21 protein-coding genes are annotated in these 23,267 nt (G+C 66.3%); 8 read left to right on the forward strand and 13 right to left on the reverse strand.

Annotation, left to right across the window (positions count from 1 at the left end):
- Positions 1-13: 13 nt before the first annotated feature.
- From N5C88_RS17290 to N5C88_RS17310, 5 genes are all read right to left on the reverse strand, one after another.
- A complete protein-coding gene (locus N5C88_RS17290) occupies positions 14-997 on the reverse strand; it encodes a tripartite tricarboxylate transporter substrate binding protein (protein ID WP_280015868.1) in 984 nt (327 codons plus the stop codon).
- A 48-nt stretch (positions 998-1,045) separates the two neighbouring features.
- Complete coding sequence (locus tag N5C88_RS17295) at positions 1,046-2,134, reverse strand: isocitrate/isopropylmalate dehydrogenase family protein (RefSeq protein WP_118932658.1); 1,089 nt, start codon at positions 2,132-2,134, stop codon at positions 1,046-1,048.
- A 70-nt stretch (positions 2,135-2,204) separates the two neighbouring features.
- Positions 2,205-3,653 carry an NAD-dependent succinate-semialdehyde dehydrogenase gene (locus N5C88_RS17300; protein ID WP_059373440.1) on the reverse strand — a complete coding sequence of 483 codons (1,449 nt, stop codon included), beginning with the start codon at positions 3,651-3,653 and terminating at the stop codon, positions 2,205-2,207.
- A 34-nt stretch (positions 3,654-3,687) separates the two neighbouring features.
- Positions 3,688-4,911, reverse strand: a complete 1,224-nt coding sequence (locus tag N5C88_RS17305; RefSeq protein ID WP_251881528.1) for an iron-containing alcohol dehydrogenase — start codon at positions 4,909-4,911, stop codon at positions 3,688-3,690.
- Positions 4,912-4,942: 31 nt separating this feature from the next.
- Positions 4,943-5,956, reverse strand: coding sequence for an Ldh family oxidoreductase (locus N5C88_RS17310; protein WP_223283248.1), 1,014 nt, complete (start codon positions 5,954-5,956; stop codon positions 4,943-4,945).
- 111 nt (positions 5,957-6,067) lie between these two features.
- Here N5C88_RS17310 and N5C88_RS17315 point away from each other — a divergent pair, with 111 nt between their 5' ends.
- Positions 6,068-6,790, forward strand: a complete 723-nt coding sequence (locus N5C88_RS17315) for a GntR family transcriptional regulator (RefSeq protein WP_280015869.1) — start codon at positions 6,068-6,070, stop codon at positions 6,788-6,790.
- Here the strand turns inward: N5C88_RS17315 and N5C88_RS17320 are convergent.
- From N5C88_RS17320 to N5C88_RS17345, 6 genes are all read right to left on the reverse strand, one after another.
- Positions 6,787-7,698 carry a TonB family protein gene (locus N5C88_RS17320; RefSeq protein WP_280015870.1) on the reverse strand — a complete coding sequence of 304 codons (912 nt, stop codon included), beginning with the start codon at positions 7,696-7,698 and terminating at the stop codon, positions 6,787-6,789. The genes N5C88_RS17315 and N5C88_RS17320 overlap by 4 nt on opposite strands.
- A 74-nt stretch (positions 7,699-7,772) precedes the next feature.
- On the reverse strand, positions 7,773-9,122 hold the full coding sequence (locus N5C88_RS17325) for a four-carbon acid sugar kinase family protein (protein ID WP_280015871.1): 1,350 nt from the start codon (positions 9,120-9,122) through the stop codon (positions 7,773-7,775).
- Positions 9,119-10,396: a ribulose-bisphosphate carboxylase large subunit family protein gene (locus N5C88_RS17330; protein WP_280015872.1), complete on the reverse strand. Its 1,278-nt coding sequence runs from the start codon at positions 10,394-10,396 to the stop codon at positions 9,119-9,121. The genes N5C88_RS17325 and N5C88_RS17330 overlap by 4 nt, the downstream gene beginning before the upstream one ends.
- Before the next feature lie 23 nt (positions 10,397-10,419).
- A complete protein-coding gene (locus N5C88_RS17335) occupies positions 10,420-10,959 on the reverse strand; it encodes a VOC family protein (RefSeq protein WP_280015873.1) in 540 nt (179 codons plus the stop codon).
- A 66-nt stretch (positions 10,960-11,025) separates the two neighbouring features.
- Complete coding sequence (locus N5C88_RS17340) at positions 11,026-12,906, reverse strand: TRAP transporter large permease subunit (RefSeq protein ID WP_280015874.1); 1,881 nt, start codon at positions 12,904-12,906, stop codon at positions 11,026-11,028.
- A 9-nt stretch (positions 12,907-12,915) separates the two neighbouring features.
- A complete protein-coding gene (locus N5C88_RS17345; RefSeq protein WP_054456226.1) occupies positions 12,916-13,935 on the reverse strand; it encodes a TRAP transporter substrate-binding protein in 1,020 nt (339 codons plus the stop codon).
- A 112-nt stretch (positions 13,936-14,047) separates the two neighbouring features.
- Here N5C88_RS17345 and N5C88_RS17350 point away from each other — a divergent pair, with 112 nt between their 5' ends.
- The gene (locus N5C88_RS17350; protein ID WP_059373427.1) at positions 14,048-15,109 is read left to right on the forward strand and encodes a LacI family DNA-binding transcriptional regulator; all 1,062 of its coding nucleotides are present in this window, start codon (positions 14,048-14,050) and stop codon (positions 15,107-15,109) included.
- Positions 15,110-15,194: 85 nt separating this feature from the next.
- Here the strand turns inward: N5C88_RS17350 and N5C88_RS17355 are convergent, their stop codons facing one another.
- Positions 15,195-16,613, reverse strand: coding sequence for a DUF6602 domain-containing protein (locus N5C88_RS17355; RefSeq protein ID WP_280015875.1), 1,419 nt, complete (start codon positions 16,611-16,613; stop codon positions 15,195-15,197).
- A gap of 424 nt (positions 16,614-17,037) precedes the next feature.
- On the opposite strand from N5C88_RS17355, the gene N5C88_RS17360 reads away from it, so the two are divergent.
- The 6 genes from N5C88_RS17360 to N5C88_RS17385 all read left to right on the forward strand — a co-directional run bounded on the left by N5C88_RS17360 (position 17,038) and on the right by N5C88_RS17385 (position 22,106).
- Positions 17,038-17,937, forward strand: a complete 900-nt coding sequence (locus N5C88_RS17360; protein WP_059373425.1) for a LysR family transcriptional regulator — start codon at positions 17,038-17,040, stop codon at positions 17,935-17,937.
- A gap of 101 nt (positions 17,938-18,038) precedes the next feature.
- Entirely contained in the window at positions 18,039-18,947 is a 909-nt protein-coding gene (locus N5C88_RS17365) for a transporter substrate-binding domain-containing protein (protein ID WP_251881518.1), read from the forward strand.
- Between the two features lie 81 nt (positions 18,948-19,028).
- Positions 19,029-19,784, forward strand: a complete 756-nt coding sequence (locus N5C88_RS17370; protein ID WP_059373422.1) for an amino acid ABC transporter permease — start codon at positions 19,029-19,031, stop codon at positions 19,782-19,784.
- Positions 19,781-20,464, forward strand: a complete 684-nt coding sequence (locus N5C88_RS17375; RefSeq protein ID WP_059373420.1) for an ABC transporter permease subunit — start codon at positions 19,781-19,783, stop codon at positions 20,462-20,464. The genes N5C88_RS17370 and N5C88_RS17375 overlap by 4 nt, the downstream gene beginning before the upstream one ends.
- A 27-nt stretch (positions 20,465-20,491) precedes the next feature.
- Entirely contained in the window at positions 20,492-21,220 is a 729-nt protein-coding gene (locus N5C88_RS17380; protein ID WP_251881515.1) for an amino acid ABC transporter ATP-binding protein, read from the forward strand.
- A 25-nt stretch (positions 21,221-21,245) separates the two neighbouring features.
- A complete protein-coding gene (locus N5C88_RS17385; RefSeq protein ID WP_251881513.1) occupies positions 21,246-22,106 on the forward strand; it encodes a D-amino acid aminotransferase in 861 nt (286 codons plus the stop codon).
- A 219-nt stretch (positions 22,107-22,325) separates the two neighbouring features.
- Here the strand turns inward: N5C88_RS17385 and N5C88_RS17390 are convergent, their stop codons facing one another.
- Entirely contained in the window at positions 22,326-23,174 is an 849-nt protein-coding gene (locus N5C88_RS17390) for a class I SAM-dependent methyltransferase (protein ID WP_280015877.1), read from the reverse strand.
- Positions 23,175-23,267: the final 93 nt, after the last annotated feature.

Here is a 23,267-nt window from a genome sequence, read left to right on the forward strand (position 1 = left end):
CCGCCCGCGGCGTTCAATTGGCGCCGAGCAGGTTCGCGCTCTTGACCAGCGACGATACGCGTTGCGAGTCGCGCCTGAGCAGATCGGAGAATGCGATGGGGCCGCGTTCCTGCGTGGTAGGCGCTTGCGCCGCCAATTGTTCCAGACGAGTCTTGAACTCGGGGGTGTCTATCGCTTGCGACAGAGCGGCGGCCAGTTTTTCGATCACAGGCTGCGGCGTGCCAGCCGGCGCCACCAGGCCATTCCAGATAGCCAGATCAAACTCAGGCAGCCCGCCCTCGGCAAAGGTGGGGATGTCCGGACTTTGCGTCAGGCGCGCAGTTCCGGTCACGGCAATGGCTTTGACGCGCTTGTCCTGATGCAGCGGCAGCATGGTCACGGTCTGGTCGATGACCCCGTCGATCATGCCGCTCATCAAGTCGGTCAGCGCGGGACCCGTGCCGCGATAGGGAATGAGTTCGCCGCGTGCGTCGGCGAAGTGCAGAAACATGGCCTCGGCCAGGTGCGCCGTGCTGCCCGGCCCGCTTGAGCCCAGGTTGAGCTTGACGGCGTTCGCGTCGCGGATGCGCTTGAGCATGGCGGGCAGATCCTGGATGCCGCTCTTGTTGCTGACCGACAGCACCATGGGCACGGTCGCGACGATGCCGATGGGCGCCAATTCCTTTTGCGGATCGTAGTTGGCCTTGGGATGCAGATGCGGCAGGATCGCCAGCGACATGTTGTTGAAGGCCAGGGTGTAGCCGTCCGGTGCGCTCTTCTGCAGCTTCTGCATGCCGATGAGGCCGCCGGCCCCGCCGGAGTTTTCGACGACCACCGTCTGGCCCAGTTGCTTGGACAGCGACGTGGCCACCAGGCGGCCCAGCGTGTCGCTGGTGCCGCCGGGCGCGAAGGGCACGATGACCGTGATGGCGCGGCTGGGATAGTCCTGGGCGGCGGCGGGAGCGGCAAAGGCTGCCGCGGTCAGGGCGGCGCACAGGAAGGGGGTGATGCGTAGCATGGGGTGTCTCCTCGTATTCTCTTTTCTAGGTGGGGATCGGCCTGGCCGTCAGCGCGACAACGCGCGGCAGACGGCGTCGGTCATGTCGGTGCAGCTTGCCGTGCCGCCCAGGTCGCGTGGCACGTGGTCGCCTTTGGCGAGCACCTGTTCGACCGCGCGCTCGATGCGTTGCGCGGATTCGGAGAGCGCGGCATCGGCATGCTTGTCGCCCAGCCAGCGCAGCATGAGCGCGCCCGACAGGATGGTGGCCAGCGGACTGGCGGCGTTTTGGCCGGCAATGTCGGGCGCGGATCCGTGCGCGCCCTGGAAGAGCCCATGGGTGTCGCCCAGTTCTGCGGAGGCCGACAGGCCCATGCCGCCTATCGTGGCGGCGCCCAGGTCGGAGATGATGTCGCCGAACATGTTCTCCGCCACGATCACGTCATAGAAATCCGGCCGCTTGAGCATGTGCACCGTGATGGCGTCGGCATAGGCGTAATCGATTTCGACGTCGGGATAGCTGGCGGCCACATCGTCGCAGACTGCGCGAAAGAAGGCGTAGGTGCGCAGGATGTTGGCCTTGTCGCACACCGTGACGCGGCGCTTGCCGTCACGCGGCGCGCCGTTGCGCTGGCGTGCCAGCTCAAAGGAAAAGCGGGCGACGCGTTCGATGCCCTTGCGGGTGACGACGATGGTGTCGGTCGCCACTTCGTCGCGCAGCACGATGCCGCCGCCGCGGCTGGCGTACAGGCCTTCGGTGTTTTCGCGCACGATGACGTAGTCGATCTGTCCGGGCTTGAAATGCTTGAGCGGCGAATCGACGCCCTGGTATAGGCGGATCGGGCGCACGTTGGCGTACAGGTCCAGCCGGAAGCGCAGGCGCAGATGCAGGTCGTTTCCGACTTCGGTGCCGTCGGGATAGGTCACGCCCGGCATGCCCGCCGCGCCGTGCAGGATGGCGTCGGCCGCCTTGCAGGCTGCGTAGGTGTCGTCGGGCAAAACCTGGCCCGACCTGACGTAGTGATCGGCGCCGCCGTCGTAGCTGCTGAATGAGAGCAGGTCGGCGCCGCAGGCTTCCTTCAGTACGGTGATTGCCGATTGGCAGACCTCCGGACCGATGCCATCGCCGTCGATGGTCGCAATTTCATACTTAGCCATGTGTGGCTGTCTCCTCGTGAGGGTTTTGCAATCAGAGGGACGGCCGCGTCCGGGACGCGGCCGTCAGGGCTTACCAATTGGTCGATATGTACTTGGCTTCCATGAACTCCAGCAGCCCATGGTGCGCGCCTTCGCGGCCCAGGCCGCTTTGCTTGACGCCGCCGAAGGGCGCCGCGGGATCCGATACCAGGCCGCGGTTCAGGGCGATCATGCCGCTTTCGATACGTTCCGATACGCGCAGTCCACGCGCCAGGTCGCGCGTATAGACGTATGCCACCAGCCCATACTCGGTGGCATTGGCCAAGGCCACGGCTTCGTCCTCGGTATCGAACGCCACGATGGGCGCCACGGGACCGAAGATTTCTTCAGCAAGCAGGTCGGCATCGGCGGGCACATCCACCAGCACGGTGGGCTCGTAGAAGTGACCGGCGCGGTCCAGCCGCTTGCCGCCGGCCTTGATCCGCGCACCCTTGGCGACGGCGTCGGCCACCAGCGATGCCACCTTGTCCACCGCGCCCGCATTGACCAAGGGGCCGCATTGCGTGCCGGGATCGACGCCGTCGCCGGTTTTCAGCGCGGCCATGCGTACGGCGAAGCGGGCGCTGAATTCCTCGACCGCGCCGCGCTGCACGTAGAAGCGATTGGCCGCCGTGCAGGCTTCGCCGCCGTTGCGCATCTTGGCGATCATGGCGCCTTCCACGGCGGCATCGATATCCGCGTCGTCGAAGACCAGGAACGGCGCGTTGCCGCCCAGTTCCATCGAGCAGCTGATGACGGAATCCGCCGCCTTGCGCAGCAGCACGCGGCCCACTTCCGTCGAGCCGGTGAAGGAGAGCTTGCGCACGCGCGGATCGTCCAGCACCGCGTTGGCGAACTTGCCCGCCGAGGAGGTCGTCAGTACGTTGACCACGCCCGCAGGCACGCCGGCTTCTTCCAGCAGGCGCATGACGGCGTAGGCGGTCAAGGGGGTCTCGGTGGCGGGTTTGAGGATGCAGGTGCAGCCGGCGGCCAGCGCGGGCGCGATCTTGCGGGTGGCCATGGCTGCGGGGAAGTTCCACGGCGTGACCAGCAATGCGATGCCTATGGGCTGGTATTGCACGATGATGCGGCTGGCGCCGCTGGGCGACACGCTGATATCGCCATTGATGCGCACCGCCTCCTCGGAAAACCAGCGGAAGAACTCGGCGGCGTAGGCGACCTCGCCGCGCGCGTCGGTCAGCGCCTTGCCGTTTTCCTGGGAAATCAGACGTGCCAGATGGTCGGCGTCGCGGATCATCAGTTCATAGCACTTGCGCAGGATTTCGCCGCGCTGGCGCGCGGGCGTGGCTGCCCAGCCGGCGGCGGCGCGCGCCGCTGCGTCCACGGCCGCGGCGGCGTCTTCGAGCGTCGCGTCCGCCACGCTGGCGATCACCTGTTCGGTGGACGGGTCGTACACGTCGATGCGACGGCCCGAGGTGGAGGCGCGCCAGGCGCCGTCGATGTAAAGGTCTGTGGACAGCTTGTTGGCCTCGATGGTCATGCGTCAGCTCCGGATGTGGGTGGAAGGCGGGTTATCAAGATGCGCGAAACGAGCCGTGTCCCGCGTAGGCGGCGGCCACGATGGCGGCGATGCCGTCCTGGTCCAGCGGGCGCGGGTTGTTCGTGACCAGGCGCGCGGCCAGCATGGACTGCGCGGCGATCCATTCGAGCTGGTCGGCGCGCACGCCCAGTCCGGCCAGCGTCGCAGGGATGCCGATGCGCGAGAACAGGTCATACACATGGCGCGGCGCGCGGGCGGCGAGGCGCGCGGGATCGGTTTCCGTGTCCCCCATCGCCGTAGCGATGGCCGCATAGTCGGCGCTGCAGGCCGTTGCGTTGAAATCCATGACATAGGGCATCAGGGTTGCCACGCCCGCGCCGTGCGCCGTGTGCGTCAGCGCGCCGATCGGGTACTGGATGGCGTGCGCCGCCGCGGTGCCCGCCACGCCGAAGGCCAGGCCAGCGGCCAGCGCCGCGGCCATGACCTGGCCCCTGGCATGAAGGTCAGCGCCGTCGTCGACGGCGCGGGGCAGATAGGACGCGAGCGCGCGGATGGCAATCAGCGCCTGCTGGTCGCTGAAGGCGTTCTTGCCGACGAATACGCGGGTCTGCGCAATGTCGGCATCCGGACTGCGGCGGACCGCGGTCAGGGCCTCGATGGCATGGGTCAAGGCGTCGGCGCCGGCGATGGCGGTCAGTCCCTTGGGGCAGGTCAGCGTCAGTTCAGGATCGCAGATGGCGGTGTGGGGAATCAGGTGCGGACTGGAGACGCCCACCTTCAGATCGCGGGCGCTATCGGCCAGCACGGCGACTGGCGTGACCTCGGAGCCCGTGCCCGATGTGGTGGGCAGCGCGATCACGGGTAGCACCGGGCCAGGCACCTTGTATTCACCGTAGTAATCGGAGGCCTTCCCGCCATGCGTCAGCAACAGGCTGACCAGCTTGGCCATGTCCAGGCAACTGCCGCCACCCAGTCCGACGATTACCTGTGGTTGGAACGCGCCGTGCGCTGCCACGCATTCGTAGACGCCCTCGACGGGCAGGTCCGGCTGGGTGCGGTCGTACACCTGGACGCGCACGCCGGCGCTTTCCAGTGTGGCCAGCAGTTCGGACATTTCCGCCGTGGCGGCGAAGCGCTCGTCGGTGCAGATCAGCGCGCGCTGGCCCAGGGCGGCCGCGACGCGGCCCAGCGCAAGACGCTGGCCGTTGCCAAACAGCACGGCGCGCGGTGCGCGCATGATTCCAAACAATTCACTCATTGTGGATCCTTGAAGGGGAGTCTTGGGAAATTCAGGCGGTGCGTTGCGCGAGATCGAGGATGCGGCGCCAGACCTCGTCGGCCAGTTCCATGCCGCTATCCAGCCGCAGGCGGCGTTCGGTGCGCGCCCGATCGCCTGGCACCGCGACGGGCCGCCCGGGCAGCAGGGCAGGGCAGGCGCGGATGTCATCCAGGTATCTGGTGACGCGGCTGGCAATCCCGCCCGACCCAGCCTCGATCGCGATGAAGACGTCGCCCTTGTTGCATATTTCGCTGGAATCCAGCGTGCCCTTGACGGCATTGCCCAGCGCGGATGCCGTCAGGCTGGCGACCAGGACCTCGAACGCCAGGCCCAGCGCGTAACCCTTGGCTTCACCGAAGGGGGCCAGTGCGCCCGCCTTGGCAGCTTCGGCATCCGTGGTGGGGTTGCCGGCGCCGTCGAGCGCCCAGCCCGGATCGAGCGGCCGGCCATGGTTGGCGTAGTCGTGGATCTTGCCCATGGCGACCTGGCTGGTGGCCATGTCCAGCACGAACGGTTCGTCCGCGGTGGGCACGCCGATGGCGATAGGATTGGTGCCGATCAGGGCGTGGCGGCCGCCCCAGGGATGGACCAGGGCCTCGCTGGTCGACAGGGCCAAAAGGATCTGGCCTTCGCGCGCCGCTCTTTCCGCGTAGAGCGCCAGCATGCCGATATGGTTGTTGTTGCTGACCGCGGCGATGGCGATTCCCGTCTCGCGGGCGCGTTCGCGGATCTGCTCCAGGGCTGCCAGCGCGATCACCGGACCCAGGCCGCGCTCGCCATCCATGTCCAGGAAGGCTGGGGAGCGCCAGACGGCCGTGCCGCGGGTCTTCGGGTCGGCCACGCCGTTGTGGATGCGTTCGATGATGCGCGGCAGGCGCAACAGGCCGTGGGACGCGCGGCCGCGCAATTCGGCTTCAAGCAGCAGGTCGGTCTGCGTCGCGGCGTGGTCGGCCGGGGTTCCGGCCAGTTCCAGTGCGCGGATGCAGACTTGCCGTGCCTCCCCCATTTTTATCGTTGTCGTCATAGTGTCGTTAAGTTGTTAAATCCGATCGGATCTGAAATACGATCTGATTTATGCTAACCTCGTAACAAATTGGACGTCAACACATAGTTGGCAAATCAGGGTGAAACAACCATGACGACACTCTCTCGCGGTTCCGCAGCCGTACTCTCGACCCCGCCCGCGGCCGGCCAGCGCCTGGGCGAGCGCGTGCGGTCGTTGGGCGATGAGGTCTATGAAACGCTGCTGTCGCAGCTCATTTCCCTGAAGATCGCGCCCGGCATGCGTATCGCGGTCGATGCGCTGGTGCGTGAGCTAGGCGTCTCGCAAACGCCGATACGCGCCGCGCTGATCCGGCTTGAAACCGAAGGGCTGGTGGTCAAGACGCACCACGTGGGATACAGCGCGGCGCCCATGCCTACGCGCAGGCGTTTCGAGCAGATGTACGAATTGCGTTTGCAGCTGGAACCATTCGGGGCAGGGCTGGCGGCGCAACGCATGACGGACGCGTCACTGCAGGAACTGGCGGCGCTGTCTGCGGCGATGAGCGCCCCGAGCGCCGATGACGCGCGCGTGGCCTATGGCAAATTCGCCGTGCTGGACGCGCAGTTCCACTCCTGGATCGCGGAACAGAGCGGCAATGAGCTGCTTGCCGAAGCGCTGGCCCGGTTGTATGCGCATACCCATCTGTTCCGGCTGCGTTTCCACTCGCGGGTTACGGAAGAAGCCGTGACCGAGCACGCGCGCATCGTGCGGGCGCTGAACGAGCGTGACGCTGACGGCGCGCAGGATGCCATGCGCGACCACATCCTCAGGTCGCGCGAGCGCATGGCGCCGTACTTCGAAATGCTGGATTAGCGCGCGGCGGGTCCGGGCGCTTGTCCGCCCAGGCTAATGCCGTCCCGGATCTTGCGGAACGCGGACAGGGCTGCCGGCATGTCTTCGCTTGCCACTGTGCAGCGCATGGCCACGCGCAGCGTCGCCGTATCCACCAGCGCGTTGTACTCCCGCAGGCGGGTGCCATCCGGCCGGGCGCCTGCGGGCGCGACATAGTCGATGCCCTTGGCGCCTTGCAACTCAAAGCCGCTGCGCTGCTCGGGCGATTCGCCCTGCGCGGCCAGGATCGCCTCGGCCGCGGCCATGCGCTCGGCGGCAGAGGGCGGCGCTTCGGCGCCGGGATGCGTCTTCAGCGATTTGCGCGGCATGCTGAAGCCGATGCCGCACAGGTAGCCGGCCGCATCCGGGACTTGCGGCGCGCCGTTGGCGCGGACGATCTCGACCAGCACGTCGAATTCGTCGGACTTGCCGTGCTTCACGATCCGATATGCCGCCGGCACGGCTACGCCGAATCCGCGCGTCCGGTCGGCATAGCGGCGCTCGGCGTCGCTGGCGGGCTCGTCGATCATCTGGAACCGCACCGGCAGCATCAGGATTTGCCTGTCGGCGTACATGTCGCTGGTGAAGGCGGGCAGCGGGCTGGCGCGCCGGACCATGCGGACCGCGGCCTTGTCGACGGCGACATAGCCCGAGGAGCTGGCCAGGTCCACCGCCTCGATCTTGCCGTCCCGCAGGACGGTGAGGCGCAGGCGCAGGCTTAGGGGACCGTCAAGTTCGTACGCCTCCGAGGGCATTTCGAGATGGTTCTGCAGCTTGCGCATTGCGCCGGTGGTCCACTCGGCCTGATTGGCGGGGGCGGCGGCCGAAACCGCCGTGGACGCGCACAAGGCGATCGCGGCCATGGCGCAGGCGCGTATCGGCCAGTTCATGTGGGCAAGTCTCCTGGGGATGCGGCGCCCGCCGGCTGGGCGCACCGGCGCAGCATAACCCGGACGCGCACGCTTCAGCGCTGCCCCGACGCCAACTCATCGAACAGCAGATCGCCGCCCATCTGTCCGCCCTTGAGCATCAGCTCGATGCCGTCGGTCACGGGGTCGTCGCTGCGGGTCAGGCTGACGGTGACGCCGGGCGCCAGCACGCAGCGGAACGCCAGGCCCCAGACGCCCAGGGCCAGCGTCGCCTGGCTGGAGGTATCGCCGCCGGCGATGCCGATGCGCGACAGGCGCGCGCCGGCTTGCGCGCTGGCGCGCACGATGTCCGCCACCAGTTGGCCGGTGGCGCGGGCGGTTGCAGCGGTCTGATGCGGGGCGAGGGGCTGGGCGGGCCGGTCGGTGTGCGCCAGTACGTTGCGGCCCTGTGCCAGCGTGGCGGCGGCCAGCTGCGCCTGTTGCGCGGCATAGGCAGGGTCCCGCAAGAGCCGTTCCGCCTGCAGCGGCTGGCGCTGGTATTGCCGGCACGCGGCGATCTGCCTGGCCGTGACCGGAGACAGGCTGCCGGCGACCGCCAGCACCGGACCCGAGGCCGCTTGCAGCGGCGCGGCCGCGGCGCTTGTGCCGCCGGTTGGCATGGCGCGGGCCAGCGCCTGCTGCACGCTGCTGGGGCCGACCGCCAGCAGCGGCAGGCAGGACGCCGCGCGCCAGATGAGGCGGCCGATGATGGCCAGCTGTTCTTCGTCGACCAGATCCAGCAGCAGCGGTCCGTCGGTACTGTCGATGACCTGGTTCATCCAGTCGTCCAGCAGCGGCGCATCCGCCGCCCGCCGCAGGCGCGGGTAGGCCGTGTGCGGCAAGGAGCGGATGTCCGCCAAGCCCTGCGCCGCCAGGTGCAGGCGCAGGTCGGCCTCGTGCATGGGGGTGACGGGATGCGCGCTCATGACCGGATGGCGGTCGATGCGGTGGATCTCGGGCGCGGACCCCGCGCGCGCGAACAGCTGGGCGAAGCTGCAATAGCGGCCGATGCTGGGCTGCCCGCCCACGATAGGCACCAGCGGGTTGGGCATGTGGCGGCGCAGCTCGCGCACGGCTGCGCCGATGCTGCCCACATGCGGCGCGCTGTCGAAGGTGGAGCAGCACTTGTAGTGCAGCACGCGCACGCCCGCACCCGCCATGTAGCGGCCCACGGCGCGCAGTTCGGCCTGCATGTCGGCCGGCGCCATGCCGCGCGCCGCGCCCGCGATGCCGATGGCGTCCAGCGGCCCGGCGCGCCCCAGTTGTTCCTGCGTGGGCACGCCCAGGAACAGCAGGCTGCGCAGGCCGGCGCGGGCGGTTTCGGCCAGCGTGTCGGTGGCGCCGGTGAAGTCGTCGCCGTACCAGCCCAGCCGCGGCCGCGTTTCTTCTTGCGCCGCTGAATTCATGCGCGGCCGCCGAAGCGCTCGATGGCGCGGCGCAGTTCCGGCGCGTTGCGCGCGTAGTCTTCCAGGCGCTCGCCGTCGCGCATGGCCTGCCAGGCCTGGCGGATGCTGAGCACGCCCGCGGCGGGGCCGTCCGGGTGGGCGAGGATGCCGCCGCCGGACATGAACAGCAGATCGTCGCTGCGCACGGCGGCCCAGGTGGCGGGCACGGTGCCGGCCCATTGTCCGGACGAGAATGCCGGCATGACGGGGTCGTCGATCCCGGGAGTCAGCGAGGCCAGGCAGTCGCGCGCCGACTCGACGACTTCGGCGTCTTCCTGGGCGAACTTGCCCTGCAGGCCGTGCACGTGCATATGGTCCACGCCGGCCAGTCGCCATAGCGTCTGGTAGGCCTGGAAGCCCACGCCCAGCAAGGGGTCACGAGACAGCGCGCCGTAGCCGTTGCGATGCCCATGCAGCGCCAGCGGCGTGCCGCGTCGCAGGGTCTGGATGGCCGAGTAGCCGCAATGGTTCAGGCTGGCCATGACGCAGGTGCCGCCTTCGCGTTCAATCAGGTCTGCGTGGCGGCGCATGGCGTCGGTTTCGTCGCTGATGTTGAACGCCACCATGACCTGGCGCCCGGTGCGTTCGCGGTGCGCGCGCACCACCGCCATGACGGCGGCGACGCGCTGGGCCAGCGGCGCGTGGGCGGGGTTGGCGCAGACCTCGTCGTCCTTGATGAAGTCCACGCCCGCGGCGCACAGCTGGGCCGCCAGGTGCGCGGTCTGTTCGGGCGACAGGCCGACGTTGGGCTTGATGATGGTGCCTATCAGCGGACCGTGGGCCACGCCGGTCAGTTGGCGCGTGCCGGCGATGCCCGCGCGCGGCATGTCGAATTGGGCGCGGTAGTTGGCCGGCAGCTCCATGCTTTCCAGGCGCAGCCCGGTGACTTCGCCCAGGTCGTACAGGTTGCCGCCTACCGTGGCAGCCAGCGTCGGCAGGTTGGCGCCGACGTTGGCGACGGGAAAGGCGATGCGCACGCGGGCGCGCTGGTAGCGGCCGGGCATGCCGCCCGGCTGGCGCGCCAGCCAGGCGTTGGGCAGGCTGGGCGCGGACACGGATTCCAGGGACTCGATGGACTCGATGCGCGCGCGGGCACGGGCGCGCAGCTCGTCGGTTTCGCCCTGCACCCGGGCAAAGGTGCCGCAGGATTGCTCGCCGGCCATGATCTCCGCGACCCTTGCGGGGTCCAGCGGGGTTTCGATCAGGTAGGTGGCGCTAAACGATTGGGAATTCATGGCGGCGATGGCGGGTAAGGGAATCAGATCCGGTTCAGGTCGGGAAAGGGGCGCAGGGGGTCCTTGCCGTCCCAATCGCGGGCGCTGTCGCGGATCAGGTCGAACAGGCGGCCCTTGGGGCCGGCGACTTCGGACAGTTCGATCACGGTGCCCGGGTGGTATTCGGTGTCGAAGTAGATGAAGCGGCCTTTCTCGCCCACTTCGCCGCTCATCTTGGGCTTGAAGCCTTGCGCCAGCAGCCGTTCCAGGTCGGCGTCGTAGCTTTCGGTCCAGTAGGCCACGTGCTGCAGCCCGGTGCGGCCGGCCTGCAGGAAGTCGCGGTACATGGAGGGCACGTCGTTGCGGGTCTGGATCAGTTCGACCTGCACGAAGCCGGAGTTGGCCAGCGCTACCGAGTTGTGCGGTTCGTGGCGCGCGCCGTCGTACTGGTAGTTGACGATGGGCACGCGCGGGTTGTAGTACCAGGGGCCCACGCCCAGCGTGCTGCTCCAGTAGTCCATGGCGGCTTCGATGTCGTGCACCACATAACCGAGTTGGCGGATTTCGCCCAGGAAACGACTCATGATGGATTCTTTGCGGGAGAGGTTTGAGGATGTCGGGAGGATGCGGCCCGCTGCGGGCCGCTGACCTCACAGGAAACCGATGGAGAACCAGGGGAAGGCGGCGACGATCACCAGGCCCACCAGCAGCGCGGCGACGTAGCCCCAGATCGGGCCGATGCCTTCGTTGGGATCGACGCGGCTGATGGCGCAGGCGCCGTAGTAGCCCACGCCGAAGGGCGGCGCGAACAGGCCTATGCCCATGGCGAAGATCACGACCATGGCGTAGTGCACCTCATGCACGCCGGCCTGCGCCGCGATCGGGAACAGCAGCGGGCCGAACAGCACGATGGCGGGTATGCCTTCCAGCACGCTGCCGAGGATGATGAAGGCCACGATGGACACGGCCAGGAACCCGTAGCTGCCGCCGGGCATGCCGGCCATCAGCTTTGCCAGGTCGCCGGAGAAGCCGGACTGCGTCAGCGCCCAGGCCATGGCCGTGGCGCAGCCCACGATCAGCATGATGGCGCCCGACAACGAGGCGGTCTCGATCAGCATGGGCTTCAAGCGGGCCCAGTCGAAGCGCCGGTAGATCAGCAGGCCGACCACGGCCGAGTACACGATGCCTATGGTCGAGACCTCGGTGGCGGTGGCCACGCCTTCGACCACCGCGGCGCGGATCACGAAGGGCAGGGCCACGGCGGGCAGGGCGATGACGAAGAAGCGTCCGATCTCGCGGGCGCTGAAGCGCTGCGCCAGGCTCAGGTCTTCCTTGCGGTAACGCCACCACACCACCGAGCACAGGGCCAGGCCCAGCACCACGGCCGGCAGCAGCCCGCCGGTGAAGAGCGCGGCGATGGACACGCCCGTCACCGAGCCGATGGTGATGAGCACGATGGACGGCGGAATGGTCTCGGTCTGCGCGCCGGTGGCGGACAGCAGCGCCACCAGGTCGCCGGGCTTGGCGCCGCGCTTCTGCATTTCCGGGAACAGCACGGGCGCGATGGCCGCCATGTCGGCGATCTTGGAACCCGAGATGCCGGACACCAGGTACATCGCGCCGATCAGCACGTAGGACAGCCCGCCGCGCACGTGGCCCAACAGGCTGGCCAGGAACTGGATCATGGCGCGCGCCATGCCGGTCATCTCGATCAGCGAACCCAGGAAGATGAAGAGCGGCACCGCCAGCAGCATCAGGTGCGACATGCCCTCGTCCAGCCGGCCCACCATCACCACCATGGGCGTGTTGGTGGTCAGGGCCAGGTAGGAGAACGTGGCCAGCGCAAACGAGAACGCGATGGGCACGCCCGAGAACACCGTGGCGGCGACGATGCCCACGAAGAAGATCAGCAGGTTCAGCTTGCCCAGCGTGGCGAAGAGGGGCTGCGCCACCCAGAACAGCGCGACCACGGCCGCGGCTCCCGCCAGCGCCGCCAGCATCTGCGGCGCGGTCTGGGTGCGCAGGAGGCGCAGCAGCGCCACCACCGCCATCAGCCCCATGCCCACCGGAATCGCGGCGGCGCGCCAGGCGTTGCTCAGCTCCAGCGCGGGCGTGATGATGAAGTGTTCTTCATGCGCGTATTCCACGGCGGGCGCCAGGATCAGCGCCAGGAAGGCCAGCGACGCGGCCAGCGCCAGCGTTTCCAGCTGGGCGCGGCGCGCCGGGCTGACGTTGTTGACCAGCGCCGTCATCCGCATGTGTTCGCCGCGCTGCAGGGCGACCACCGCGCCCAGCATCGACAGCCACAGGAACAGGATGGATGCCAGTTCGTCGGACCAGACCAGCGGGCTGTGCAAGGCGTAGCGCGCCACCACGCCGGCGAACAGCACCGCGATCTCGACCAGCACGATGGCCGCGGCCACGTGTTCGACCACGCTGCCCAGCAGCGCGTCGAGCGCGCCGGCGGCGCGGCGCAAGGGGTGGGCCGGCAGCGCCTGCGGCGCGGCGTGGGGAGCGGACAGGGAGGACATGGCGCGTCCTCAGGCCAGCTTGCCGACGGCCTGCTCCAGCAGGGTCCAGGCCTCGTTGCCGAAGCGGCCCTGCCATTCCTTGTAGAAGCCTGCCGCGCGCAATTGCTCGCGGAAGCTGTCTGCCGACGGCTGGTTGAACAGCAGTCCCTTGCCCTCCAGGTCCGACTGCACCGAGGCGTTGAGCTTCTTGATGTCTTCGCGCTGGGCCAGGCCGGCCTCGTTGATGCCGCGCGCCACGACGGTCTTCAGGTCTTGCGGCAGGCCTTCCCACATGCGGCCGTTGGCGATGAACCAATAGCCGTCCCAGATGTGGTTGGTGAGCGAGCAGTACTTCTGCACTTCGTACAGCTTGGCCACCTGGATGATGGGCAGCGGGTTCTCCTGCGCATCCACCACCTTGGTCTGCAACGACGAATAGACCTCGCTGAACTGCAGGCTGGCAGGGGCGGCGCCCAGGCCCTTGAACATGGAGATCGGCAGCGAGCTGACCGGCACGCGGATCTTCAGCCCTTCCATGTCGGCGGCGGACTTGACCGGCGCCTTGCTGCTGGTGGTCTGGCGAAAGCCGTTGTCCCACATTTTTTCGAAGGCGTAGAGGCGGCGCTGCGCGATGGCGGCGCGCACGTGGGCGCCAAGCGCGCCGTCCATGGCGCTCCAGACCTGGTTGTAGTCCTTGAAGGCGAAGCCTACGGCGTTGATCGCCGCGACCGGCACCAGGGTCGCGATGACCAGCGCGGACGGGGTGAAGAAGTCGATGCCGCCCGAGCGCACCTGGGCCAGCATGTCGGTGTCCCCGCCCAATTGGTTGTTCGGGAAGATCTTGATGTCCACGCGGCCGTTGCTTTCCTTGAGGATGCGTTCGGCGGCCTCCTGGGCGCGGATGTTCAGCGGGTGCGTGACCGGCAGGTTGTTGCCGTACTTGAGCGTGTAGTCGGCGGCGCGGGCGATCAGCGGAAAGCCCGAGGTCAGGGCGACGGCGGGAACCGCGCAAAGGCGGCGCAGGGCGCTACGGCGTGTCAGCAGCTTCATGCTTGTCTCCATAATCTTGGTTATGATGTTTTTTGATGTGCCACAACAGCGCCAGTACCATGCGGCAGACTGGACAATAGTGAATCGTTGCCAACATCGTCAAACCTGATTAATGATGGATTTTGATGTGAATCGAACGCCTCCCGAACGCAAGCTGGCACGCCTGGCCGATGTGGCGGAGCGCGCTGGAGTGTCGACCGCGACCGCCGACCGGGTCCTGAATCGCAGGCCGGGCGTGCGCGCCAGCACCGCCCAGAAAGTCTTCAAGGCGGCCATCGAGCTGGATTACCTGCCGGAGCAGGAGGTCCGCGCGGCCGCGGCGCCCGAACCCTTGCGGCTGGTGTTCCTGCTGCCGCGAGGCAGCAACCGCTACTTGCGCATGCTGGGCGACACCGTCAGCTATGCGCAGGAGCACTTCGCACCGCTCAACGCCAGGTGCCAGGTCGAGTACGTGGAGAGCTTCAATCCGGACGCGCTGGCGCAGGCGCTGGCCAAGCATGGCAAGCGCGCCGACGGCATTGCGTTCATGGCGCTGGAGCACCCCGCGGTGCGCGAGGCGGTCAACCTGCTGGCGCAGCAGGGCGTGCCGGCGGTGACGCTGATCTCCGACCTGGCCAACAGCGCCCGCGTGGCCTATGTGGGCCTGGACAACCGCGCCGCCGGGCGCACCGCGGGCTACCTGATCGCGCGCTTCATCGGGTCGCGCGCGGCGCACGTGGCGCTGATCGCCGGGTCGCGCCACTACCGCGCCCACGAAGAGCGCGAAGGCGGCTTCCTGCAGCTGTACGCCGAACAGTTCCAGGCCATGCAGGTGGTGGACCTGCGCGAAGGCTACGACGACGCGCAGCGCAACTACGAACAGACCCGCCAACTGCTGGAGCAATATCCGCAGCTGGCCGGCATCTACAACATCGGCGGCGCGTCCGACGGCGTGGCGCGCGCGCTGAAGGAAGCCGGGCAGCAGCACCGGGTGGTCTTCATCGGCCACGGCCTCACGCCCGACACCCGCGCGCTGCTGATCGACGGCACCATGGACGCGGTCATCACGCAAAGCCCGATGGAAGCGCTGATGAGCTGCGTGCGCATCTTCTGCAACCTGCGCGACAAGCGCAGCCCGATGAACGGGGTGGAACTGGCGCGCAGCCAGGTGATCTTCCGGGAAAACCTGCCCTAGGCAGAGAGGGGGCCTTGGCGAAGCGATCTTTATCATGATCGCTTGCTGGGGTGATATGTGCGTATGCTCGGACGTTATAGGCGCTTTACATCTTTAGCCATAGCTGGGTTTCATTGATTCTCTTTTCCATTTCTTCGCGATCTTCTAAGCCGCCATCTATGCCCTGTTCCTCTGCGAAATAAGCTCCCCAGGCATATGAATATTTAGCCGTGATGTCACAAAATTTCGTGATGATGGTGTCGGCACCTAGCGATCTTCTGTAATGATAGTTGTGAAGGTTTGGCGATTGACCAATATTGAGATATGCCAGAAGTTGATCAACGAAATGAGCCGCTTGTGCTTTTAATTTGGTGGCGCTGGTTAGATTCCAGATCGCAGCTTCGTACCGTCCTTTGCTGGACTTCTCGTAGTCGATGTATGCATACAGTAAGTCCAATATGCAGAGGCTAGTCAAATGTTGGTAGGGCTGACTGATTGAGCCGAATCCGGGGTGAACAATATGCGGCTGATTCTCGTCAAAATCCGGTATTGCCGAAATATTGTCATCGATCGAATCTGAATAAAATGAGTGCAGATGCTTTAGAAGCGTATCGTCACTGAGGCCGGATTCGAAAGCGAATATGCCTTTAAAAAACGGCCGCCCCGGGGTGTCAAAGCTGGAGACCTGTGCTATCTGTTCGAGGCTGGACCACAATTCAGATTTTCCCAAATTTGTTTTCACCTCAATGACCGCGCGAACCGAAGCCGGTGGCACCACGACGAGGTCTCCCTCCCGAAACAGGACTGGGTACTCGATTTTATCGTAGATCAATATGTCGAGCTGCCTGGGACATCCGTGGATAAAACCAGTGGCAACATGGTAGCGTTCTGGAAGGGATCTTTTTAGTAAGTTCTGTAGAAGAGATTCTCGATAGGAGCCAACCGCTCCAGGATGGCTGATCATGTGGCGTACACGTTCGCTGAGCTGAGCTAGCTCGTTGGCAAACGTACCTGCGAACGTTCTTGCTTTCTCAACTAGCAGCGCGCCCTTCGACAGGGTTAGCTCGACCGAGCTTTTGCGATTGCGGCCTCTTCCAGTGGTTTTAACGGTTGCATGGAGGCGGTTGGATGCAACCATGCACTTTATCAATATCTCGATGGTTCGTGAATCCCAACCCTTCAGGCGTGAATCTGATTCTAGATGCGTTACAAGGTCTTCGGGTGAAATATTTCCCGTTTCGCGAATTATGGAGCTTGCCAGGTTTTCAATAAAATGCGCGTGGCGAGTGATTGGGCTCGGTGAGTTCGGATGTTGGTTGTTGTATGGTGAGATAATTACCTGAGAAATGCTCGCTTGTGGAATGGTGTGGACGATCTTCCCGCTGATAATTTCTCCGGGGTATTCGGTTAGCTTAATTACTGGCGAAACTTCCTGGACGAGAAAGACGTCCAGTTTGTCCCAGGCTTGATCTATCCACACTGCTCTGTGGCCACGCGAAAGATTACTGCCGAATGGGTTAGTCATCCGAGTCCATCCTATATCGAAAGACTGTATTTTCTCAGGGGGGCGATAGACCCTTTGATCGAATATCCGGTGGAGTTGGGTTCACTTCTTGAGTTCCGACCCACTTGTGAAAATTCTGCCCCGCGCTTCGCGCTATTTCTGGGAGCTCCATATCGGGTCCTCAGGTACGCCTACATCGACTCGGCCAGCCGCGTGATCCCCAGATTTTCCATCTGGACTGTGCTGGGACGCTCAAAAAAAGGGCGTGATAAGGCCGTTTCCGGTTCAAGAAGCATATCGAAATGGAAGATCCGGCAGGGATGGAGAGGGAGCAGGTCAGTCCGGAGTAACCCTGACGGCGAGGGCGTTATGCAAACTATGCATAAGGCGTCCGGGCGCGGTCCCTATACTGCCTCGCATTCACTCTGACGGCGCGGCGGTTGCAATGGATCTACGTTGGTTCCAGGATTTCCTGACCTTGGCGGAATGCGGGCAGTTCACCACGGCGGCCGAGCTGCGGCATGTGTCGCAGTCGGCGTTCAGCCGCCGCATCCAGTCCCTGGAAACCTGGGCAGGCGCGGCGCTGATCGACCGGGGCTGCTTTCCCTTGCGGCTGACCGTGGCGGGCGAGCAATTCCGTTCCAATGCCGCCGAGATCGTGCGCAAGGTGGTGGATGCGCGCGGCGAGGCCAGCGTCACCGGCCATGACGGCGCGGTCCTCAGGGTGGCGATGCCGCATTGCCTGGCGACCTCGCACTTCCCGGGTTGGTGCGTCCGCTGGAAGGAGGAGAGCGGGGTCGAGTCGCTGCGCCTGCATGTGGGCAATGTGCACGATTCGGTCGAGTGGCTGGCGGCCGGCGTGGTGGACTTGCTGGTGTGCTTTCGCCACGCCGCGGAAGATATACAGCTGGATCCGCAAGCCTACATGCGGACCGGCATGGAACCCGATTTCCTGCGCCTGTTCCGCCCCGCCGCGATGCCGGTGGACGAAACCGCGCTGTACGACGCCGATTCCCAGGCGCGTTACCCCTATGTGTCGCATGCCCAGGGCGCCTATTTCCGGCGGCTGGTAGACCTGTCTTGCGGCGACCTGTTGCAACGTCCCGTCCTGCAGCGCGTCTGCGAAACCGATTTCGTGGACGGCGCGCGCACGCTGGTCAGCGCCGGCGTCGGGTTGGCGTGGCTGCCCGAGTCCAGCGCCCGGGCGTCGGTGGACGCGGGAGAGATCGTCGCGATCAAGGACCGGCGCTGCGCCGTCCCGATGCAGATCTGCATGTATGCGCGCCGCCAGGGGCCGGCCCAGGAGCCGGTGCAGCGCGTGTTCAACCTGTATACCCAACGTTGACTGGCCGCGCCCGCCACTCCCGCCACGGGCGGGAGACGGGCGCGCTCGGCGGCGAGTCCTGCGCAGCACCCCACAAGTACATGAATCCCAAGGAGAAAAGCATGGCACTTTCCATCAAGGCATTGATCGCGGCATTGACGGTTGCAATGGCGGGCCCCGTCGCGGCCCAGCAGCTCGACGGCACGCTGAAGAAGGTCGCTGACACCGGCGCGATCACCATCGGCCATCGCGAGACGTCGATCCCGTTTTCCTACTACGACGGCAACCAGAAACCCGTCGGCTACTCCATCGACATCTGCAATCGCATCGTCAGCGCGGTGCAGGCCCGTCTGAAGCGCAGCGACATCCAGGTCAAATACCTGCCCGTCACCTCCGCCACGCGCATTCCGCTGATGGGCAACGGCACCATAGACCTGGAGTGCGCCTCGACCTCCAACACGCTGGACCGCCAGCAGCAGGTGGCGTTCTCGGTCACGACCTTCGTCACCGGCAACCGGTTCCTCAGCCAGAAGTCGTCCAAGTTGCGTTCCATCGACGACCTGAAGGGCAAGGTGGTGGCGTCGACCTCCGGGACCGCGAACATCCGTCAGATCAACGAGCTGAATGAAACGCGGGGCTTGGGCATGCGCATCGTGCCCGTGAAGGAGCACGCGGAAGGCTTTCTGATGGTGGAGACCGGCCGCGCCGCCGCCTTCGTGATGGATGACATCCTGCTGTACGGCCTGATCGCCAACGCCAAGCAGCCCGACCGTTACGAGGTGTCCGACGAGTCCCTGTCGATCGAGCCCTACGCCATCATGCTGCGCCGCGACGATCCGCAGTTCAAGGCGCTGGTGGACGACACCATCAAGGCGCTCTATGCCAGCGGCGAGTTCCAGGCCCTGTACGACCGTTGGTACCGCAGCCCGCTGCCGCCCAAGGGCATCAACCTGAACGTGGCGATGAGCGAGGCGCTCAAGCGCGTGGTCGCCACTCCCACCGACTCGGGCGATCCGGCCGCCTACCGCTAGGCCCGGAACCTGCCGCAATACGCCGATGCGCGGCCCCGCCCCGGGGCCGGGACCGCGCGCGGCCTGATCATCGAGAAAAGCATGGCATATCAATGGAACTGGGGCGTGCTGCTGGCCCCGTCGCCCGATGGCGGGCAAACCTATCTGCAAACCCTGCTGGATGGATTGAGCGTGACGGTCAAGACGGCGGCGCTGGCGTGGCTGATCGCGCTGGCGCTGGGCCTGGCGGTCGGCGTGGCGCGCACGCTGCCGTATCGCGGGGTGCGCGCGGCGGCGGCCGTCTACGTGGAAGTGTTCCGGAACATCCCGCTGATCGTGCAGATGTTCCTGTGGTACTTCGTCTTGCCGGAACTGCTGCCGACGGCGGCGGGAGACTGGATCAAGCAACTGCCCGACGCGTCCTTTTACACGGCCGCGCTGGCCATCGGCATGTATATGTCGGCGCGCATCGGCGAACAGCTGCGCGCGGGGATTGAAGCGCTGCCGAAGGGGCAGCGCAACGCAGGTCTGGCGCTGGGGCTGACCCTGCCCCAGCTGTACTGGCACGTGCTGTTGCCGAATGCGCTGCGCACGGTCCTGCCCACCATGACGTCGGACTGCCTGAACACCATCAAGAACACCTCGGTGGCGCTGACCATCGGGCTGGCGGAACTGACCGCCCAGGCCCATGCGATGCAGGAGTTTTCGTTCCAGGTGTTCGAGGCGTTCCTGACCGCGACCATGGCCTATCTGGCGCTCAACCTGATTGTGATCGTGGTGATGCGGGCGCTCGAATACAAGTTGCGCATTCCGGGGCGCGCGGTCGGCGGGCGCGCGGCGAAAGGGGGCAGGGCATGACGGATTTCGACCTGCAAGCCATCGTTGACGCGTTGCCGTACCTGATCCTGTCGGGCCTGCGTTTTACCCTGCTGCTGACCTTCACGTCGACCGTGGGCGGCGTGCTGCTGGGCACCTTGCTGGCGATTGCGCGGCTGTATGGCGGCCGCCTGCTGGCGTGGCCTGCCACGGTGTACGTGAACCTGTTCCGCTCGCTGCCGCTGGTGCTGGTGATCTTCCTGATCTATTTCATCCTGCCGTATGCGCTACAGGCGGTCACGGGGGCTGAGCGGCCCATCGTGCTGGGGGCCATGGGGTCGGCGTTCATCACTTTCATCCTGTTCGAAGCCGCGTATTTTTCCGAAATCATCCGGGCCGGGGTCGGGAGCGTGGGGCCAGGCCAGTATGCCGCCGGCAGCGCCCTGGGCCTCACGCATGCGCAAGTGCTGCGCAAGGTGATCCTGCCGCAGGCATTTCGCAACATGCTGCCGGTGCTGCTGACCCAGGTGATCGTCATCTTCCAGGAAACGGCGCTGGTCTACGTCCTGTCGCTCACGGATTTTCTGGGGGCCGCGACCAAGATCGCGCAGCGCGACAACCGCCTGGTGGAAATGTACATGCTGGTGGCGCTGGTGTTTTTCGTGATCTCGTTCACCGCCTCGCGCGGCGTGCGGGCGCTGCGCGCCCGGATCGGGGCCTGAAGCTGTTTCCATGAGGAGTCTACATACATGATCGAGATCGAACGGGTCGGCAAGCGCTACGGCGATCTGCCGGTGCTCAAGCAATGCTCGCTGCGCGTGCAGCGCGGCGAGGTCGTGGTGGTCTGCGGGCCGTCCGGGTCGGGCAAGTCCACGCTGATCAAGTGCGTGAACCGTCTGGAACCTTTCGATGCGGGCCGCATCGTGGTCGACGGCACCGACGTCGGCGCGCCCGGCACGGATCTGCCGAAACTGCGCGCCCGCGTCGGCATGGTGTTCCAGCATTTCGAGCTGTTTCCCCATCTGACGGTGCTGGAGAACGTCTGCCTGGGGCAGGTCAGCGTGCTGGGCCGCAGCCGCGCGCAAGCGCTGGAGAAGGCGGCCGCGCTGCTGGAACGCGTCGGCGTGGCGGCGCATGGCGGCAAGCACCCGGGACAGCTATCGGGCGGGCAGCAGCAGCGGGTCGCGATTGCGCGGGCGCTGGCCATGGACCCGGTGGTGATGCTGTTCGACGAGCCGACCTCGGCGCTGGACCCGGAAATGATCGGTGAAGTGCTGGACGTGATGACGGGGCTGGCGCGCGACGGCATGACCATGATGGTCGTCACGCATGAAATGGGATTCGCGCGCCGCGTCGCCGACCGCGTCGTGTTCATGGAGTCCGGCGAGATCGTCGACGATGCCAGCGCCGAGGCGTTCTTCGGCAACGCCGCGTCGGCGCGTTCGCGAGCTTTCCTGTCCCGCATCATCAGCCACTGATTTCCTTCACTCCACCTAGGCATCCATGTCTTCCATTTTCCATATCAACGGCAATCTTGTTCCGGCCGAGCAGGCCGTCATCCCGGCGCTGGACCGGGGCTTTCTTTTCGGCGACGGCGTCTATGAGGTGATCGCGGTAATCGACGGCCTGCTGCTGGAGTTCGAGCGGCACGCCGCCCGCCTGGCGCGCAGCCTGGCCGAAGTCGGCATCCGCAATCCGCTGCCGCGCGACACGTTGCTGGCGCGTTGCCGCGAACTGGTGCTGCGCAACGGCCTGCGCGAGGGGTCCGTCTATGTGCAGGTGACGCGCGGCACGGACAGCAAGCGCGATTTCGCCTTTCCCGCCGACGTCGAGCCCACCGTGATGATGTACGTCAGCGAGAAGTCCTTGCGCGTCAATCCGCTGGCGGAATCTGGCGTGCGGGTGGCCAGCGTGCCGGACATGCGCTGGCAGCGGCGCGACATCAAGAGCGTGTCGCTGATCGCCCAGGTGCTGGCCAAGCAGGCCGCGCAGGCCTCGGGCGCGTTCGAGGCGTTGATGGTCGATGCCGACGGTGTGGTGACGGAAGGCGCCTCGTCGAGCGCGCTGCTGGTCGACGCGCAAGGACGGATCGTGGTGCGGCCCTTGTCGCGCGAGATACTGCCGGGCTGCACGCGCGCGGCGGTGCTGGCGCTGGCCGCCAAGCGCGGGGTGGCGGTGGAGGAGCGCAAGTTCACGCTGGACGAATGCCGGCGGGCGACGGAGCTGGTGTTGACGTCGGCGCTGCATTTCGTGCTGCCGGTCATCGAGCTGGACGGCCAGCGCGTCGGTACGGGCCAGCCCGGACCCGTGTGCCGCGAGCTGCGGCAGCTCTATATGGAGTACGCGCTGGCTTCCGCGCTGTAGCGGCGCGCGAGCCAGGGCGGGCGTATGATTCCGCATAAGGGCTCGCACCCCGTCCGGCAATGGCCGGCACGCCATTGCCTATCTCATCGTATGGTTGGTCTACATCGGCCGCCCGGGCCATTCCGCGGGCGGCCGTGAAGGCGTTGCGCCATGGATCGCTTCCCGTCCGCTGTCCGCGTGGATGGCCCGGACCGGCCCAAGCCAGGCATCAAGGTCCGGTCACCGGCGCGTCACCACGATCTCCAGGTATTCGCTGGGTACGACCATCGCGCTGTCACCGGAGCGGTTATACCGGTCTATCTGCACCATGAGATCGCTGGTCAGCGCGGCTTGGGTGGCCGGATCCAATGCGCCAAACGCCTTGAGCAGGGGGCCGTAATAGGTCTTGAAGACCTGCAGCCAGTGTTCCGGGGAGCGGTAACGGAACACGAAGTGGCGGGGCTGGGTCTGGATCGACGAGGCGTGCGGACCGAACATTTCCTCGATGCGCGCGCGGGTGCCCCACAGCGCCGGCGACTTGACGCCGGCGGGCGGCGGCAGATGCTTGCCTATGGTCTTGAAGACCTGGCCGATGAAGCCCTCGGGGGTCCAGTTGGCCAGGCCGATCTTGCCGCCGGAGCGGCAGACGCGGACCAGTTCGGCCGCCGCCTGGTCCTGGTCGGGCGTGAACATCACGCCGAAGGTCGAGACGACCGCGTCGAATCCGCCATCCGGGAACGGCAGGGCCTCGGCGTCGGCTTCCTGGAACTCCATTTTCAAGTGCTCGGCGGCGGCGCGTTCGCGGCCGCGGCCCAGCAGCGCCGGCACGTAGTCGGTCGAAACGACATCGCACCAGCGGCGGGCGGCGGCCAGCGAGGCATTGCCGTTGCCAGCGGCGACATCAAGCACCTTCTGTCCGGCGCGGACATCCAGCGATTCGCACAGCTGTTCTCCTACGATCTGCAGCGTGGTGCCGACTACGGCATAGTCCCCGGAAGCCCAGGTGCCTTGCTGGCGTGTCTTCAAGGCGGCCAGGTCGGGCTGCGCGGAATCGCGCACGGGGCTGGTGGCGAGGGAGGAAATGGACATGGTCTGTCTCCGTTAAGGCTCTGTGTATGCGGCAGCGCGCGATACCGGCCTGCCGGGGAATCGCAACCGGCGCCGCGCAGGCTTGCGCGCACC

Source organism: Achromobacter sp. GD03932 (assembly GCF_029839485.1).
GTDB classification, from domain to species: Bacteria; Pseudomonadota; Gammaproteobacteria; order Burkholderiales; family Burkholderiaceae_B; genus Achromobacter; species Achromobacter bronchisepticus_A.

Excerpts from the sequence above, each read along its gene's own strand:
- N5C88_RS17380 (WP_251881515.1), top strand. The coding sequence starts at position 20,492 with ATGATCGAGATCGAACGGGTCGGCAAGCGCTACGGCGATCTGCCGGTG.
- N5C88_RS17335 (WP_280015873.1), bottom strand. The coding sequence starts at position 10,959 with ATGAGTCGTTTCCTGGGCGAAATCCGCCAACTCGGTTATGTGGTGCAC.
- N5C88_RS17320 (WP_280015870.1), bottom strand. The coding sequence starts at position 7,698 with ATGAACTGGCCGATACGCGCCTGCGCCATGGCCGCGATCGCCTTGTGC.
- N5C88_RS17390 (WP_280015877.1), bottom strand. The coding sequence starts at position 23,174 with ATGTCCATTTCCTCCCTCGCCACCAGCCCCGTGCGCGATTCCGCGCAG.
- N5C88_RS17355 (WP_280015875.1), bottom strand. The coding sequence starts at position 16,613 with ATGACTAACCCATTCGGCAGTAATCTTTCGCGTGGCCACAGAGCAGTG.
- N5C88_RS17370 (WP_059373422.1), top strand. The coding sequence starts at position 19,029 with ATGGCATATCAATGGAACTGGGGCGTGCTGCTGGCCCCGTCGCCCGAT.
- N5C88_RS17290 (WP_280015868.1), bottom strand. The coding sequence starts at position 997 with ATGCTACGCATCACCCCCTTCCTGTGCGCCGCCCTGACCGCGGCAGCC.
- N5C88_RS17315 (WP_280015869.1), top strand. The coding sequence starts at position 6,068 with ATGACGACACTCTCTCGCGGTTCCGCAGCCGTACTCTCGACCCCGCCC.
- N5C88_RS17305 (WP_251881528.1), bottom strand. The coding sequence starts at position 4,911 with ATGAGTGAATTGTTTGGAATCATGCGCGCACCGCGCGCCGTGCTGTTT.
- N5C88_RS17375 (WP_059373420.1), top strand. The coding sequence starts at position 19,781 with ATGACGGATTTCGACCTGCAAGCCATCGTTGACGCGTTGCCGTACCTG.
- N5C88_RS17385 (WP_251881513.1), top strand. The coding sequence starts at position 21,246 with ATGTCTTCCATTTTCCATATCAACGGCAATCTTGTTCCGGCCGAGCAG.
- N5C88_RS17310 (WP_223283248.1), bottom strand. The coding sequence starts at position 5,956 with ATGACGACAACGATAAAAATGGGGGAGGCACGGCAAGTCTGCATCCGC.
- N5C88_RS17360 (WP_059373425.1), top strand. The coding sequence starts at position 17,038 with ATGGATCTACGTTGGTTCCAGGATTTCCTGACCTTGGCGGAATGCGGG.
- N5C88_RS17345 (WP_054456226.1), bottom strand. The coding sequence starts at position 13,935 with ATGAAGCTGCTGACACGCCGTAGCGCCCTGCGCCGCCTTTGCGCGGTT.
- N5C88_RS17350 (WP_059373427.1), top strand. The coding sequence starts at position 14,048 with ATGATGGATTTTGATGTGAATCGAACGCCTCCCGAACGCAAGCTGGCA.
- N5C88_RS17325 (WP_280015871.1), bottom strand. The coding sequence starts at position 9,122 with ATGAATTCAGCGGCGCAAGAAGAAACGCGGCCGCGGCTGGGCTGGTAC.
- N5C88_RS17340 (WP_280015874.1), bottom strand. The coding sequence starts at position 12,906 with ATGTCCTCCCTGTCCGCTCCCCACGCCGCGCCGCAGGCGCTGCCGGCC.
- N5C88_RS17330 (WP_280015872.1), bottom strand. The coding sequence starts at position 10,396 with ATGAATTCCCAATCGTTTAGCGCCACCTACCTGATCGAAACCCCGCTG.
- N5C88_RS17365 (WP_251881518.1), top strand. The coding sequence starts at position 18,039 with ATGGCACTTTCCATCAAGGCATTGATCGCGGCATTGACGGTTGCAATG.
- N5C88_RS17300 (WP_059373440.1), bottom strand. The coding sequence starts at position 3,653 with ATGACCATCGAGGCCAACAAGCTGTCCACAGACCTTTACATCGACGGC.
- N5C88_RS17295 (WP_118932658.1), bottom strand. The coding sequence starts at position 2,134 with ATGGCTAAGTATGAAATTGCGACCATCGACGGCGATGGCATCGGTCCG.